The organism is Ochrobactrum sp. A-1 (assembly GCF_022488005.1).
Lineage (GTDB): Bacteria > Pseudomonadota > Alphaproteobacteria > Rhizobiales > Rhizobiaceae > Brucella.
The window spans coordinates 518,190-534,070 of the sequence record NZ_JAKVQC010000004.1 but is presented as its reverse complement, the minus strand read 5'-3'; the positions used below and the strand labels follow the sequence as shown (position 1 = coordinate 534,070).

Genomic DNA, 15,881 nt, shown 5'->3' with positions numbered 1-15,881 from the left:
GCAGACACACGGGACGATTTATCCCTGACGAAGCATAAGCCTCTTCTCGGATTAAAAGGAAACGCAATGTTTGAATCACTTCAGGAGCGCCTTGGCTCCATCCTGAACGGCCTTACCGGACGCGGCGCTCTTTCTGAAGCCGACGTGACCGCAGCGCTGCGCGAAGTGCGCCGCGCGCTGATCGAGGCTGACGTTTCGCTGGAAGTGGTTCGCTCCTTCACCGACCGCGTTCGTGAGAAGGCCGTCGGCGCTGAAATCCTGAAAAGCATCAAGCCCGGTCAGATGGTCGTCAAGATCGTCCACGACGAGCTTGTCGAGATGCTTGGCACCGAAGGCGTTGCAATTGATCTGAACGCGCCTGCGCCTGTCGTCATCATGATGGTCGGTCTGCAAGGTTCTGGTAAGACGACCACCACCGGCAAGATTGCCAAGCGCCTGACCGAGCGCCAGCGCAAGAAGGTGCTGATGGCGTCGCTCGATACGCGCCGTCCCGCCGCACAGGAACAGCTTCGCCAGCTTGGCATTCAGACCGGCGTGGACACGCTGCCGATCATTGCCGGCCAGTCGCCGGTCGAAATCGCCAAGCGCGCCGTACAGGCTGCAAAGCTCGGCGCGCACGATGTCGTCATTCTCGATACCGCAGGCCGCACGCATATTGACGAGCCGCTGATGGTGGAAATGGCGGATATCCGCAAGGCCGCCAATCCGCATGAAATCCTGCTCGTTGCCGACAGCCTGACCGGTCAGGATGCCGTCAATCTGGCGCGCAATTTCGATGATCGCGTTGGCATCACCGGCATCGTCCTGACCCGTATGGACGGCGATGGTCGTGGCGGCGCAGCCCTTTCGATGCGCGCCATCACCGGCAAGCCGATCAAGCTGATCGCCACCGGCGAAAAGATGGATGCGCTGGAGGAATTTTATCCCAAGCGCATCGCCGACCGTATTCTCGGCATGGGCGACATTGTTTCGCTCGTGGAAAAGGCTGCTGAAAACATCGACGCGGAAAAAGCCGCGGCGATGGCCAAGAAGATGCAGTCGGGCAAGTTCGATCTCAATGATCTTGCCGATCAGCTGGGCCAGATGAAGAAGCTCGGCGGGATGGGCAGCATCATGGGCATGATGCCCGGCATGGGCGGAATGAAGGACAAGGCTGCAGCAGCCGGTCTCGACGATAAGGTGTTCGACCGCCAGCTCGCCATCATCGGCTCGATGACCAGGGCCGAGCGCGCCAATCCCGACCTTCTCAAGCACAGCCGCAAGCAGCGCATTGCCAAAGGTTCCGGCACGACTGCTGCCGACATCAACAAGCTTCTCAAGATGCACCGCCAGATGGCCGACATGATGAAGGTCATGGGCAAGGGCAAGGGCGGAATGATGAAGCAGATGATGGGCGGTCTTGCCAGCAAGATGGGCCTTGGCGGTCTGGGCGGCGGCATGGGTGGCCTCGGCGGCATGCCCGATCTGTCGAAGATGGACCCGAAGCAGCTTGAAGCGCTTGCCAAGCAGGCGGAAGCAGCGGGCTTGACCAAGGGTGGAATGCCGGGGCTTCCCGGCGGTGGACTGCCCGGCCTGGGCGGACCCAAGCTTCCTGGTCTTGGTGGCGGCCTTCCCGGCCTACCGAAGAAGAAGTGAGCATCATGAGCGACGAACAGAACACTGCACCGGCTGAACTTCTGGCATTGCGCGCCTCCATCGACAATATCGATGCAGCGCTGATCCATATGCTGGCCGAACGTTTTCGCTGCACCAAGGCTGTCGGCGTTCTGAAGGCCGAGCGCGGCCTCGCACCGGCCGATCCGGCTCGCGAAAAGCGTCAGGTGGAACGTCTGCGTGCCCTTGCAGTCGACTCTCATCTCGATCCCGATTTCGCCGAAAAATTCCTGAACTTCATCGTGAAGGAAGTCATTCGGCATCATGAGCATGCCGCCGCGAACCACGGCGGAAAGTAAAGCGCATCCCGAAAAGTGTGAAACGGTTTTCGGGTAAGATGCGCGCCAAAACAACGACCGTAATGACGGTCTAACCCGTTTTGTCCCGGCCATCCCTCGGGCGAAGCAATTGTCTAAAGGAAAGAAAAAATGTCTCTGAAGATTCGTCTGGCCCGCGCTGGCTCCAAGAAGCGTCCTTACTACCACATCGTTGTTGCCGACGTCCGCAGCCCGCGCGACGGCCGCTTCATCGAAACCGTTGGCGCATGGAACCCGATGCTGGCCAAGGACGCTGAACGCGTGAAGCTCGATGCCGACCGCATCCAGCATTGGATTGCACAGGGCGCACAGCCGACCGACCGCGTTCTGCGCTTCCTCGACCAGGCTGGTCTTGCAAAGCGTCCGACCCGCAGCAACCCGACCAAGGGTGAGCCGGGCAAGAAGGCCCAGGAACGTCTGGCCATGGCCAAGCAGGCTGAAGAAGAAGCTGCTGCAAAGGCCGCTGAAGCTGCCGCAGCAGCTGCTGCTCCGGCTGAAGAAGCTGCAAGCGAATAATCTTTCGCGCAGTTTCACGTTTTGAAAAAGCGGCGGAGCAATCCGCCGCTTTTTGTTGGGTTAAGCATAGCCGCTCTCGTCAGAAACGACCCGGCTGACGGATAGCGATCATTGTGCTACGAAACCCGACATGGAACATTCTGGTGAAATTCTTATCCTGACCGGCACGCCGGGCGCCGGTAAAACCACAACCGCCGAGATACTTGCGAACCAGCCCGGTTCGCCGAAGGTTCATCTTCATTCGGATGATTTCTGGCATTTCATCAAGAACGGTGCGATCCAGCCTTACCTGCCGGAAGCCCATGCGCAAAATGCCATCGTGATGGAGGCGCTGACCAAGGTGGCGAAGGCCTATGCCGATGGCGGCTATTTCGTCATTGTCGACGGGATAATCGGGCCATGGTTCCTCGAACCGTTCCGAACGCTTGCCGCGCCGCTTCATTATATAGTTTTGAGGCCGTCGCTTGATGAAGCGATCCGGCGCTGCCGCGAGCGGGGCGGCAATACGCTGACCGATCCGGGGCCGATTGCGGAACTGCATAAGCAATTGTCAGCGCTGGGTCCGCTTGAGCCGCACGTGCTGGCCACGGAAGGGCTTTCGCGCAGTCAAACGCTTGCCGCTGTCCGCGCGGCGCTTGAAGGTGGCGCTTTCCGATTGCATTCCTGAAATCGGGCAGTCTTGTTCGCGGTTTTACCTTGTTGTTCAAATCGACTGGAAAACGAGCGAATTTCGTCTATCTTGTTGATTTGACGGCTCGCATTTGCGTGAACGCGTATGTGTGGGTGATGAATTTGTTTTCCCGGCGCTTGGCAAAGCGCCCTTTTCAGGAGAAGTCCATGTCGGCTGCGACCGTTGCCACTTCTTTCTCTTTTCGCCGTATTTTCATTGCTCTTGGTCTTGCCGTTCTTGTTCCGCTGCTTTCGGCATGCGGTTTCAACACGATCCCGACCAATGAGGAAAAGGCCAAGGCCGCTTGGAGCGAGGTGCAGAACCAGTACCAGCGCCGCGCCGATCTCGTGCCCAATCTGGTCGAGACCGTGAAAGGCTATGCCGCCCACGAAAAGGAAACGCTGCAAGCGGTGATCGATGCGCGCGCCAAGGCGACACAAGTGCAGATCACGCCGGAAACGCTCAACAATCCCGAACTCTTCAAGCAGTTTCAGGACAATCAGGCCAACCTCACCAGCGCCCTGTCGCGCCTGATGGTGGTGGTCGAGCGCTATCCGGACCTGAAAGCCAACCAGAACTTCCTTGCATTGCAGTCGCAGCTTGAAGGTACTGAAAACCGCATCGCCGTCGCACGCCGCGACTATATCGAGGCGGTTCGCGTCTACAACACGGCGCTGCGCACCATGCCGACGATGATCTGGACATGGATCTGGTATCGCGATGCACAGCCGATGCAGAGCTTCAGCGCCGATGCAGGCAGTCAGGCCGCGCCTAAAGTCAACTTCAACTGACGGCGCGTCTCATGATGCGTTTCGGGGCGGGTGCAGCACTCTCGCGTGATCGTCGCGGTCTTGGCTGGTTGGGCTGGCCGCGACATCTCCTTGCGCTCGTTTTTCTGCTGTTTTCCGCAGCGCTGACGCTGCACACGGCGGCCCTTGCACAGGATGCGCCAAAGCCTGCACAGGCCTTGACCGGTCGCGTGGTGGATGCGGCGGGCATCATCGACCCCGCAGAGCGCCAGCAACTGATCCAGAAGCTTGCCGACTTTGAAGCGAAGTCATCGGATCAGGTGGTCGTGGTGACGGTTCCGAGCCTCAACGGCGAAGACATCGAAACCTATTCCAACCGCCTGTTCCGTGCCTGGGCGCTCGGGCAGAGCCAAGAAAACAACGGCATATTGCTGGTGGTGGCGCCTAATGACCGCAAGGTGCGGATCGAGGTCGGCTATGGTCTCGAAGGCGTCATGACCGATGCGCTTTCAAGCGTCCTCATCAATGGTACCATCATTCCCGAATTTCGCACCGGCAATTATTCGAATGGTATCGTGCAGGGCGTTGACGGCATTCTGTCGGTGCTTTCCGGCGATGCGGCTGAGCTTGAAGCGCGGGCCAAGCGCAATGTGCAATCGAGTTCGGATGATGTCGACTGGGTATTCGTCGTCTTCATCGCCTTCTGGTGCCTGATCTTCTTCGGCGGTTTCGGCATGGCGATCCTGACGCCGGTTTTCGGACGCAAGATCGGGCCGGGTAAATATCAGTGGCTCGGCATGGTCGTGGATTACAACAATCGCGGCGGCGGCTCTGGCGGCAGGGGTGGTGGAAGCTGGGGTGGCGGTGGCTGGTCGTCCGGCGGGGGAGGCGGCGGTTTCTCCGGTGGTGGCGGCTCATCCGGTGGCGGCGGCGCCTCGGGTAGCTGGTAGGGAGACGCAAGGATGAAGCATCACACGCTGATTGGCGCCGAGGACCATGTCCGCATTGCCGAGGCCATCCGCAAGGCGGAAACCGAGACCAGCGGCGAAATCTATGCTGTCCTGGCGCGCTCGAGCGACGACTATTTCTTTGCGGCGGGCTTTGTTGCGACCTGCGGCATCCTGATTGCTTCGGTGATCGCGGCCTTTCTCGCCCATTGGTACTGGTTCGATATCCGCCTGCCCATGTTCGGGCTTGCGGTGCTGGCGGCGTTTCTGACCGCGATGCTGGTGCTTTGGTTCTTTCCGTCCGTCCGCATGTTGCTGGTGCCGCGCCGCATCCGTTACAAGCGCGCCCATCTCAATGCGCTGCAGCAGTTTCTGGCGCGCAATGTCCATATTACGGAGCATCGCACCGGCATTCTTCTCTTCGTCTCGATGGCCGAACATTATGCAGAGGTGATCGCCGATGCGGGCATTGATGCGCGTGTCGAGCAGGACGAATGGAATACAATTGTCGCGACGCTCATCCATCATGCATCGCGTGCGCAAGTGGTAGAAGGTTTTGTGCTGGCCATCGGTCAGGCCGGGCTTTTGCTGGAGAAACATTTCCCGGCGGGACCCGACAATGTCAACGAGTTGGACGATCATCTGATCGAGCTTTGACCGGCCGTTTATTTTTTCAGAATCATCAGCAACTTTAGTCTGAAATGTGGCGAAGTCGGCCTGCTGCTTCGCTCTTTTGGGGTGTCTTTTGAACCTCGCGGAGAAATCCGCTGGCATATTCCGAAATTTCGCGGGAAGTTTTCGAAGTTTTGTTCCAAATTAAATGGATTAAATACGGTCTTTCTGACTTTCCGGGAAATTTTTCGTTATTTTCAACGAATTGCCATCGAAACCAATGCCTAATCTGCTAGTTTGGCGCGCATTGCCATCATGACAGGAGTATCCGACGTGACTGCAAAGCAGGATCGGTCGAGCAAGGTTAAGGGTTCCAAGGCAAGCAAGGAGGAGAAGAAGGGAGGAAAGTCGAAGGCGCTTACGGCCTTCTCGCAGCTTCTCTTCGAATGGGCGCCGCCAGAAGATCTGGCCGCTTACGACGCTGCCGCTCTCGACAGTTCAGCCCGTCACGGCTATGCCGCCCTTGAATCCTATCGCAAGGGCAAGAGCATCATCAGCGTCGATAACGGTATCGAACGCCACGGTCGCCCGGTGAGCGTCATCACCATCGTCAACGACAATATGCCGTTCCTGCTCGATTCCATCATGGGTGAGCTGAACGATCATGCCAGCCAGATTTTCATGGTCGTGCATCCGGTTCTGGATATTGCGCGCGAAAAGGACGAGCTGGTCATTCTGGGCGAAGCATCGCAGCTTGCTCCTGCCAAGGGCGTTGAGCGCGTCAGCCTGGTACAGATTCATCTTCCAGCCCTCAACAAGCAGGCCAAGGCCGACCTGACTGCCGCCATCAAGCGCGTGCTTGGACAGGTTCGTGCCGCTGTCAGCGACTGGAAGCCGATGCTCGCGCGCCTCGATGGCGCAATTGCCGATTACAAGCGCGTTTCCGAAATGACGAGCGATCCGGCCATGCCGGAAGCCATCGCGTTTCTCGAATGGCTGCGCGACGACCGTTTCATCTTCCTCGGCCTTCGCGAACTGACCTTCAAGGGCAAGGGCGACAAGCGCGAACTGGTTCCGGTCAAGGAAACGCTCGGCATCCTCAACGACAATGAAGTCCGCGTCCTGCGCAAGGATGACGACGATACGGTCACGCCGCGCGAGGTAACCGAATTCCTCGACAGCAACGAACCGCTGATCGTTACCAAGGCGAATTCGCTTTCGCTGGTGCATCGTCGCTCCTATCTCGATTATGTCGGCGTGAAGATATTCGGCGAGAAGGGCGAGGCCATCGGCGAATTGCGCCTGGTCGGTCTCTTCACCTCGGTTGCCTATACGAGTTCGGTTGCAGGCATTCCGTTCATCCGCTCCAAAGCCGATGCCGTCATCAAGCATCTGGGCTTCAACCGCGAGGATCATTCGGGCAAGGCGCTCATCAACGTGCTGGAAGAATATCCGCGCGACGAGCTTTTCCAGATCGATGTGGAAAGCCTGACGGCCAATGCCGAACTGATTTTGGCTCTCGGCGAGCGTCCGCGCGTGCGTGCCGTTCCGCGTCTCGATCGCTTTGGCCGTTTTGCCACCGTGCTGGTCTATATCCCGCGTGACCGTTACGACTCGGTCGTGCGCGAGAAGATCGGTCATTATCTGGTCAACGTCTATGGCGGCGACAGTTTCGAATTCCACCCGGTCTTCCTGCAGAATGGCCTGACGCGCGTTCAGTTTGTCATCCGGCGTCATGAGCGCTCCACGCCGCATGTGGATCGCGAAGCGCTGGAAGCGGAAGTGCGTTCCATCGTTCGCACATGGGACGATGCCGTACGTGAAAGCTCCGACAGCGCGGACGCGAAGACCGTCGCACTTGCTGCAAGCTTCCCGCCGTCCTACCGCGAAATCTTCACGGCGCCGGAAGCGCTGGTCGATGCAGGGCGCATTGCTGGCTTGAGCGCAGAGGCTCCGCTTTTCGTGGACTTCTATCGTTATCGCACTGATGGTCCTGATGCGGTTTCGCTGAAGCTTTATCATCACGGTGCGCCGGTTGTGCTGTCGCAGCGTGTGCCGCTTCTGGAAAACATGGGCTTCCGCGTCGTCAGCGAGCAGACCATCGATCTGCCGCATGCTGGCAAGGACGGTGCAGCCGTTTACGTGCACGACATGCAGCTCGTGAATGCCTATGGCGCGCCGGTCGATCTTTCCGACGATGGCGAGATGCTGGAAGATGTGTTCCGCAATGTCTGGGACGGTCTGGCTGACAATGACGGCTATAACGCACTGGTGCAGACCGCGCGCCTGACGGCACGCCAGATCATGATCCTGCGTTCCTATGGCCGTTATCTGCAACAGGCAGGCATTGCCTATTCGCAAGGTTTCATCGCGGCAGCGTTGAACCGTTACCCGGAAATCGCCAGCGATCTTTATTCGCTGTTCGATCTGCGCTTCAACCCCTCGGCCAAGCGGCGCGATGCGGCTGAAAAGAAGCTGGTCGATGCCATCGAGACCGCATTGCTCGGCGTGCCGAGCATCGACGACGACCAGATCCTGCGCCGTTTCCGCAATCTGATCGAAGCGACGCTGCGCACCAATGCCTATCAGCCGGATGCCGACGGCAAGCCGCGCGTCACCTTTGCCTTCAAGCTCAATCCGCGGCTTGTCGAAGGCCTGCCCAATCCGCGCCCCTATCGCGAAATCTTCGTCTATGGGCCGGAAGTGGAAGGCGTGCACCTGCGCTTTGGCGCTGTCGCCCGCGGTGGTCTGCGCTGGTCGGACCGCGCGCAGGATTATCGCACTGAAGTGCTGGGCCTCGTGAAGGCACAGCAGGTCAAGAATGCGGTAATCGTCCCTGTTGGCGCCAAGGGCGGCTTCTATCCGAAGCGTCTGCCGGTCGGTGGCGATCGCAATGCAGTGTTCGAAGCCGGTCGCGATGCCTACAAGGTGTTCATCTCCACGCTTTTGTCCGTCACTGACAATATCGAGGACAATCATGTCGTGCCGCCGGCGGAAGTCGTGCGCCATGACAATGACGATCCTTATTTCGTCGTTGCTGCCGACAAGGGCACGGCCACCTTCTCCGATACGGCCAACGCCATCAGCCAGGCGCATGATTTCTGGCTGGACGATGCTTTCGCTTCGGGCGGTTCTGCCGGCTACGACCACAAGGGCATGGGCATCACCGCGCGCGGCGCGTGGGAAGCCGTGAAGCGGCATTTCCGTGAATTCGACATGGACATCCAGACCGAACCATTCACGGTTGCCGGTGTGGGCGATATGTCGGGCGATGTGTTCGGCAACGGCATGCTGCTTTCCGAGCAGATCAGGCTGGTGGCTGCGTTCGACCATCGCGACATCTTCATCGATCCGAACCCGGTTCCAGCCGACGGTTTTGCCGAGCGCAAGCGTCTGTTCGAACTGCCGCGCTCGAGCTGGCAGGATTATGACCGTTCCAAGCTTTCGGCTGGCGGCGGCATTTATAGCCGCAGCCAGAAGACGATTACGCTCTCGCCGGAAGCAGCGGCAGTCATCGGCCTTGGAAAGACCTCCGGCACGCCGCAGGAAATCATGACCGCGATCCTGAAATCGAAGGTCGATCTTCTCTGGTTCGGCGGTATCGGCACCTATATCCGCTCGTCTGCTGAAACGGATGCGCAGGTAGGCGACCGCGCCAATGATGCGATCCGGATCACCGGTTCGGAAGTTGGTGCACGGGTGATCGGCGAAGGTGCAAATCTTGGCGTAACGCAGCGCGGGCGTATCGAATATGCGCTGGCAGGCGGTCGCGGTAATACGGACGCCATCGACAATTCGGCAGGCGTCAACTGCTCGGACGTCGAGGTCAATATCAAGATCGCTCTGGCCGCTGCCATGCGTTCGGGCAATCTCAAGCGCCCGGCACGCAACAAGCTTCTGGTCAGCATGACCGATGATGTGTCGGAACTCGTTCTGCGCAACAACTATCTGCAGCCGCTGGCACTTTCGCTCAGCGAGAGGCAGGGTCTGGCAGAGCTGCCCTATCAGGCGCGGTTCATGGCGGAACTCGAAAATCGCAAGCTTCTTGATCGCAAGGTCGAGTATCTGCCGTCCGATGCGCTTCTGGCTGAACGCCAGAAGGCGGGCCAGCCGCTGACACGCCCGGAACTGGCGGTTCTGCTTGCTTATGCCAAGCTGTCGCTGTCGGACGATCTGGTGGCAAGCCAGCTTCCGGACGAGTCCTACTTCCAGTCGCTGCTGTTCGGCTATTTCCCGAAGCGCATGACCAAGACTTATGCCGAGGAAATCTCCGGTCATCGCCTGCGCCGTGAAATCGTCGCTACTTTGCTGGCAAACGATGTCATCAATCGTGGCGGTATCACCTTCATCAGCCGTCTGGCCGATACGACCGGCAAGTCGCCTGCCGATATCGTCCGCGCCTATGTGGCGGTGCGTGACGGTTTCGATATAGATACGATCTATGATGCCATCGATGCACTCGACAGCAAGGTGCCGGGCGATGTGCAGAACCAGTTCTACCATCTCGTCGGCGAAATGTTGCAGGCGACGACGGCCTGGGTGCTGCGCAACGACACGACACGCGCCAACCTGACGGAACTGGTGGATACGATCACCAGGGCACGTGCCGAGCTGGAACCGCGTTTCGACGGTCTGATGCCGGAATATCTGAAAAGCACGCTGCAGGCCGACAAGGCTGCTTTCGTGGAAAAGGGTGCACCGGAAAAGCTGGCCCAGCGTCTTGCCAATCTGCAGCTTGCAGGCATCATGCCGGACATTGCGCTGATCGCGCATCTGGCCGATGCCGACCGGGTGGTAACCGCCAAGACCTATTTCGGTGTTTCGGAAGCTTTCCGCATCGGACGCATCGAGGAAGCCGCGCGCTCCATCCCCGTCACGGACTATTATGACGGGCTTGCTCTGTCACGAGCAAGCGATACGATCACGCAGGCCGCACGCGGTATCACCATTGCGGCGCTCAAGCGTTTTGCCAAGGAGAAGGACCCGGCAGCAGCCTGGTTTGCTGCCGATGGCGCGCGCATCGAGCAGGTGAAGAGCCGTATGGTGGCGCTGACGGAAGGTGGTGACCTGACAGTCTCGCGACTGGCGGTTGCAGCGGGCCTGATGTCCGATCTGGCACAGTAGAAAACAACGACATAATCTTGCAAAAGGGCGGCTTCGGTCGCCCTTTTTGTTTCTTTTGCTCACGCCTTTCGGGTTATATGATCTTGCTAATAAAAGAGAAGCATCCGATCGACTGGCCGGTCTTTAGAGCGCTGTGCGTCCATTTGGACGCATGATGCTGTAGTCGGAAACTGCTTCTGGTCCGGGGGAAGGAAAGAGCAATTGAGCGATCAGGTTCTGACTGCGCGCGGCTATGCCTCGCGGCGCGGTGTATGGGGTTGGATTTTCTTCGACTGGGCCGCTCAGCCTTTCTTTACGGTCGTTGTGACGTTCATCTTCGGCCCTTACTTCATATCGCGCATGGCAGCCACGGCGCATGACGGTCAGATCGCATGGGGCTATGGTGTCGCTGCCGCCAGCTTCGTTATCGCCATTCTCTCCCCCGTTCTCGGCTCGATTGCCGATCAGACCGGCGCGCGCAAACCGTGGATTGGCTTTTTCGCTGTCCTGAAGATCGTGAGCCTTCTGACACTCTGGTTTGCAGTGCCGGGGGCGAACATGTTCTGGGTGCTCCTTGCTTTCAGCATCGCCATGATCTCGGCGGAATTTTCCATCGTCTTCAACGATTCCATGATGCCGCGTCTGGTGCCTCGCGAGCATATTGGAAGGGTGTCGAACCTTGCCTGGGGGCTCGGCTATCTGGGCGGCATGATCGTTCTGTTCTTTGTTGTCCTTTGTCTTTCCGCGTCACCAGAAACCGGCAAGACGGTTATCGGTATGACGCCTCTGTTCGGACTCGATCCGGTGCAGGGGGAGGACGCCCGCATTACGGGGCCGCTCTCAGCCATCTGGTATCTGGTGTTCATTCTGCCGATGTTTCTGTTCACACCCGATCAGGCGCGGGGAAAACCGCTGAGGCAGGCAATCGGCAGCGGCCTGTCCGAATTGCGGTCCACTCTGAGTGAAGTGCGCAAGCATCCAGGGATCGCGCGGTTTCTAGTTGCCCGGATGATTTATCAGGACGGCGTGAACTCGATGACTGTTATGGGGGCAGGCTATGCCGCCTCCTTGTTCCACTGGTCGATCACCGAGATCGGTCTCTACGGCATGTTCACCATTGTGATAGCGATTTTCAGCTGCCTGATAGCCAGCTGGATGGACTCGCGCTTCGGTTCCAAGGTCGTCGTCATGATCTCCGTGGCTCTGCTGTTGCTGGCTTCCATCGGGTTCGTCTCGACGGGAAGCCATTCTTTGCTGTTTGGTCTTGTCGCCGTTGAGAACACTCCCTCGGATAAATTGTTTGCCATGCCGGGAGAACGGGCTTTTCTGATTTATGGCATCATGCTGGGACTGGCCTTCGGTCCGGTACAGGCATCGTCGCGATCATGGTTCGCCCGCAGTATCAATCCCGCAGACGCAGGCCGGTATTTCGGAATCTACGCCCTGTCGGGAAGGGCAACCAGCTTTATGGGGCCCTTCCTGGTGGCAAGTGTTACGGCGCTTACATCTTCATCGGCGATGGGAATGTCGGTGCTCATTCTGTTCTTTTTAGCCGGCTTGATATTGACGGCCAAAACGCCATATCCCGCTAACAGATAGAGTATTTCCTGTTTTGATTGAATTATTGAAAATAGTCTGTCTGTTTGTTTTTACGTATGTCTTTATCCCGAAACCAGTTTCCACTTTCGGGAGACATGCTCTGGAGCGCTGTTTACTCGACCCAGCCGAGCGAACGTTGCACGGCCTTTTCCCACGCGTTGAACAAGCGCGTGCTTTCCTCCGATGACATTCGCGGATGCCAGCGATGGCCCACCTGCCAGTTTTCCACGATATCCTGCGTGGATTTCCAGTAGCCGACGGCAAGCCCGGCCGCATAGGCAGCACCCAGCGCCGTCGTCTCGATAATTTTCGGGCGCACGACCGGAACGTCCAGAATGTCGGACTGGAACTGCATGAGAAGGTCGTTAATGGTCATGCCGCCATCGGCGCGCAGCTCCGTGATCTCGACGCCGGAATCCTTGACCATGGCTTCCAGAACTTCACGCACCTGATAGGCGCTCGCCTCCAGAGCCGCGCGCGCGATGTGGCCCTTGTTGGCAAAGCGGGTGAGGCCGGCGATGATACCGCGCGCTGAGTCCTGCCAGTGCGGTGCAAAGAGGCCGGAAAAGGCCGGAACGAAATAGACGTCGCCATTGTCTTCCACCGTCCGCGCCAGGGTTTCGATGTCGCCGCTGTTCCTGATGATGCCGAGATTGTCGCGAAGCCACTGCACCAGAGCGCCGGTAATGGCAATCGAACCCTCCAGCGCATAGACCGGCTTCGCACCGTCGAGCTGGTAGGCGACCGTGGTCAGCAAGCCGTAATTGGAGGGCACCAGTTTCTCGCCGGTGTTCATGAGCATGAAGCAGCCGGTGCCGTAGGTATTCTTGGCTTCGCCCGGTTCCAGACAGGCCTGACCGAAGAGTGCTGCCTGCTGGTCGCCCAGAATGCCCGCAAGCTTGACGCCGGAAAGTGAGGGTACTGCGATTTCGCCATAGACCTCGCTCGAAGAGCGGATTTCCGGCAGGCAGGCCGACGGAATATCGAACAGACGGAGGATGTCCTCGTCCCATTTCAGCGTCGAAAGGTCCATGAGCTGAGTTCGAGACGCATTGGTCGCATCGGTGATGTGAATGCCGCCATCGGTGCCGCCGGTGAGGTTCCAGACCAGCCATGTGTCGATGGTCCCGAAAAGAGCGTCTCCGGCTTCGGCTTTTTCACGCGCACCCGGAACGTGATCGAGTATCCAGCGCAGCTTGAGGCCGGAGAAATAGGTTGAGATCGGCAGGCCAGTCTTGGCGCGCAACTGGTCTGCGCCGCCCTCCTTTGTATAACGGGCCACAAGTTCGTCGGTACGCGTATCCATCCAGACAACCGCATTATAGAGCGGCGCACCGGTTTGTCTGTCCCAGAGCAGGGTGGTTTCGCGCTGGTTGGTGATGCCGACGGAAGCGATATCGCTCACCTTCAGCTTTGCCTTTTTGAGTGCCGCGGCAATGACGTGCTGTGTGTTGCGCCAGATTTCTATCGGATTGTGTTCGACCCAGCCCGCCTTCGGATAAATCTGCTCATGTTCGCGTTGGTCGCTCGCGACGATATCGCCCTGCCTGTCGAAAATGATGAAACGCGAACTCGTGGTTCCCTGGTCGATGGAACCGATAAACTGCGTCATGGGGCGGGCTCCTCCGTTGATCCGGTCTATGCTGAAAACGAATTTAAACGAAACAATATGAAACTCAATGAAAACGAGGCCCCGGAATGGTTGGTTCCGGGGCCTCGATAAGTGCTTTTTTATAAGGAGTTAGAGCATTTCCAGCAAAAGTGCGAAGCGGTTTTGCGCAGGATAATGCGTAGAAGCCCTAATGTCGGAAGTGGCGCATGCCGGTCATGACCATGGCGATGCCATGTTCGTCGGCGGCGGCGATCACTTCGTCGTCCCGCATGGAGCCGCCCGGCTGGATGACGGCGGTTGCACCGGCCTGAACGGCGGACAGCAGACCGTCGGCAAACGGGAAGAACGCATCGGACGCGACCACGCAGCCCTTGGTGAGCGGTTCTGCAAGACCTGCGGCTTCGGCAGCATCTTCAGCCTTGCGGGCTGCGATGCGGGCCGAATCCACGCGGCTCATCTGACCTGCGCCGATGCCGACCGTTGCGCCGTCCTTCACATAGACGATGGCGTTCGACTTCACATGCTTGCCGACGCGGAAAGCAAATTTCAGATCGTTGAGCTCGGCTTCGGTCGGCGCACGCTTGGTAACGACCTTGAGATCGAGATCATCGACCACGCCGTTGTCGCGCGACTGGACCAGCAGACCACCGGCAACGGTCTTGGCGGCAATGCCCTTTGCGCGTGGGTCTGGCAGGCCGCCGGTCACGAGCAGACGCAGGTTCTTCTTGGCTGCGACGATGGCCTGTGCGCCTTCGGTGGCATCCGGTGCGATGATGACTTCGGTGAAGATTTTCACGATCTCTTCAGCGGCTTCCTCATCGAGTGTCTGGTTGAGCGCAACGATGCCACCGAAGGCCGAAACCGGATCGCAGGCAAGCGCCTTGAGATAGGCTTCCTTGATCGTTGCGGCTTCCGCCACGCCGCACGGATTGGCGTGCTTGATGATGGCGACCGCTGCGGTGCGGGCAGGATCGAATTCGGCCACCAGCTCAAAAGCCGCATCGGTGTCGTTGATGTTGTTGTAGGAGAGCTGCTTGCCCTGAAGTTGGGTCGCGGTGGCGACGCCCGGACGTTGTTCGCCGGTAAGATAGAAGCCAGCCGTCTGGTGCGGGTTTTCACCGTAGCGCATGACGGAATGCAGCTTGCCTGCGACCGAGCGGTAGGTCGGGGTTTCTTCGTTGATTGCTTCGGCAAACCAGTTGGAAATGGCTGCATCATAGGCTGCCGTGCGCGAGAAGGCTTTTGCGGCAAGCTTTTTGCGGAAGGCGAGCGGCAGGGAGCCTTTGTTCTTTTCGAGTTCGGCGACGACGTCGGCATAGTCGGCAGGATCAACGACCGTTGCGACATAGGCATGGTTTTTGGCCGAAGCGCGGATCATCGCCGGGCCGCCAATGTCGATGTTCTCGACGGTGGTGTCGTAGTCGCCGCCCTTGAAGCGGACTTCCTCGAACGGATAAAGATTGATGACAGCAAGATCGATGCCGCCAATACCGTGTTCTTCCATGGCCGCGACGTGTTCAGGGTCATTGCGCACGGCGAGCAGGCCGCCATGGACTGCCGGATGCAGCGTCTTGACGCGCCCGTCCATGATTTCCGGAAAGCCGGTTACTTCGGATACATCCTTCACCGGAATGCCTTCGGCGGCAATCGACTTGGCGGTGCCGCCGGTCGAGAGGATTTCGACACCTTGCGCGTGAAGCGCTTTGGCGAAATCGATCAGGCCGGTTTTGTCGGAAACGGAAAGGAGGGCGCGGCGCACCCGATGAAGATCGGGAGCGGGAATATGCTTGGAGCTGACAGCCATAGGGAGTTGGTCTCTTCGTTGCTGAAACGGATGCGTTCAGGAAAGTGGACGGCTCGCCCTAACACAGACGCGCCGAGAATCCTACCGCAAAAGGCCGGAAAAGAACGGTGAAGAGGTATTTCTTGCTCCGCATTCGATCCCATTGACCCTCGACCCTTCGAGACGGCGCTGCGCGCCTCCTCAGGATGAGGGTGGAGCGTAATCAATGAGCCTCGACGAACGGCACGCGGCGTTTGCGAGCCGGTAGCGACAGATCCATTCTGAAATACTCTTCAAGCACCAACGCCCTCACCCTGAGG

General features: G+C 58.7%; 11 protein-coding genes. 9 read left to right on the top strand and 2 right to left on the bottom strand.

Going from position 1 to position 15,881, the window contains the following annotated elements:
* The first annotated feature begins 66 nt into the window (after positions 1–66).
* The 9 genes from ffh to MKS82_RS12085 all read left to right on the top strand — a co-directional run bounded on the left by ffh (position 67) and on the right by MKS82_RS12085 (position 12,166).
* Complete coding sequence (gene ffh / locus MKS82_RS12125; protein ID WP_109988960.1) at positions 67–1,635, top strand: signal recognition particle protein; 1,569 nt, start codon at positions 67–69, stop codon at positions 1,633–1,635.
* A gap of 5 nt (positions 1,636–1,640) precedes the next feature.
* Positions 1,641–1,952, top strand: coding sequence for a chorismate mutase (locus tag MKS82_RS12120; protein ID WP_109988980.1), 312 nt, complete (start codon positions 1,641–1,643; stop codon positions 1,950–1,952).
* A gap of 129 nt (positions 1,953–2,081) precedes the next feature.
* The gene (rpsP, locus tag MKS82_RS12115; RefSeq protein WP_010661492.1) at positions 2,082–2,486 is read left to right on the top strand and encodes a 30S ribosomal protein S16; all 405 of its coding nucleotides are present in this window, start codon (positions 2,082–2,084) and stop codon (positions 2,484–2,486) included.
* Between the two features lie 130 nt (positions 2,487–2,616).
* Positions 2,617–3,153: an ATP-binding protein gene (locus MKS82_RS12110; RefSeq protein ID WP_109988961.1), complete on the top strand. Its 537-nt coding sequence runs from the start codon at positions 2,617–2,619 to the stop codon at positions 3,151–3,153.
* Between the two features lie 170 nt (positions 3,154–3,323).
* Positions 3,324–3,947 (top strand): LemA family protein, encoded by a 624-nt coding sequence (locus tag MKS82_RS12105; protein WP_240578885.1) that lies wholly within the window; start codon positions 3,324–3,326, stop codon positions 3,945–3,947.
* An 11-nt stretch (positions 3,948–3,958) separates the two neighbouring features.
* On the top strand, positions 3,959–4,855 hold the full coding sequence (locus MKS82_RS12100) for a TPM domain-containing protein (RefSeq protein WP_109988963.1): 897 nt from the start codon (positions 3,959–3,961) through the stop codon (positions 4,853–4,855).
* 12 nt (positions 4,856–4,867) lie between these two features.
* Positions 4,868–5,509, top strand: a complete 642-nt coding sequence (locus MKS82_RS12095) for a TPM domain-containing protein (RefSeq protein ID WP_109988964.1) — start codon at positions 4,868–4,870, stop codon at positions 5,507–5,509.
* Between the two features lie 288 nt (positions 5,510–5,797).
* On the top strand, positions 5,798–10,588 hold the full coding sequence (locus MKS82_RS12090) for an NAD-glutamate dehydrogenase (RefSeq protein ID WP_109988981.1): 4,791 nt from the start codon (positions 5,798–5,800) through the stop codon (positions 10,586–10,588).
* Between the two features lie 201 nt (positions 10,589–10,789).
* Positions 10,790–12,166, top strand: a complete 1,377-nt coding sequence (locus tag MKS82_RS12085; RefSeq protein WP_109988965.1) for an MFS transporter — start codon at positions 10,790–10,792, stop codon at positions 12,164–12,166.
* Positions 12,167–12,278: 112 nt separating this feature from the next.
* Here MKS82_RS12085 and glpK read toward each other — a convergent pair whose 3' ends face one another.
* Together glpK and purH are read right to left on the bottom strand one after the other, a co-directional pair.
* Positions 12,279–13,778, bottom strand: coding sequence for a glycerol kinase GlpK (glpK, locus tag MKS82_RS12080; protein ID WP_109988966.1), 1,500 nt, complete (start codon positions 13,776–13,778; stop codon positions 12,279–12,281).
* Positions 13,779–13,965: 187 nt separating this feature from the next.
* The gene (gene purH / locus MKS82_RS12075) at positions 13,966–15,582 is read right to left on the bottom strand and encodes a bifunctional phosphoribosylaminoimidazolecarboxamide formyltransferase/IMP cyclohydrolase (RefSeq protein WP_109988967.1); all 1,617 of its coding nucleotides are present in this window, start codon (positions 15,580–15,582) and stop codon (positions 13,966–13,968) included.
* Between the last annotated feature and the right edge of the window lie 299 nt (positions 15,583–15,881).

Bases quoted from the DNA above. Each gene is read 5' to 3' on its own strand.
- ffh (WP_109988960.1), top strand. From the start codon at position 67: ATGTTTGAATCACTTCAGGAGCGCCTTGGCTCCATCCTGAACGGCCTT.
- MKS82_RS12120 (WP_109988980.1), top strand. From the start codon at position 1,641: ATGAGCGACGAACAGAACACTGCACCGGCTGAACTTCTGGCATTGCGC.
- rpsP (WP_010661492.1), top strand. From the start codon at position 2,082: ATGTCTCTGAAGATTCGTCTGGCCCGCGCTGGCTCCAAGAAGCGTCCT.
- MKS82_RS12110 (WP_109988961.1), top strand. From the start codon at position 2,617: ATGGAACATTCTGGTGAAATTCTTATCCTGACCGGCACGCCGGGCGCC.
- MKS82_RS12105 (WP_240578885.1), top strand. From the start codon at position 3,324: ATGTCGGCTGCGACCGTTGCCACTTCTTTCTCTTTTCGCCGTATTTTC.
- MKS82_RS12100 (WP_109988963.1), top strand. From the start codon at position 3,959: ATGATGCGTTTCGGGGCGGGTGCAGCACTCTCGCGTGATCGTCGCGGT.
- MKS82_RS12095 (WP_109988964.1), top strand. From the start codon at position 4,868: ATGAAGCATCACACGCTGATTGGCGCCGAGGACCATGTCCGCATTGCC.
- glpK (WP_109988966.1), bottom strand. From the start codon at position 13,778: ATGACGCAGTTTATCGGTTCCATCGACCAGGGAACCACGAGTTCGCGT.
- purH (WP_109988967.1), bottom strand. From the start codon at position 15,582: ATGGCTGTCAGCTCCAAGCATATTCCCGCTCCCGATCTTCATCGGGTG.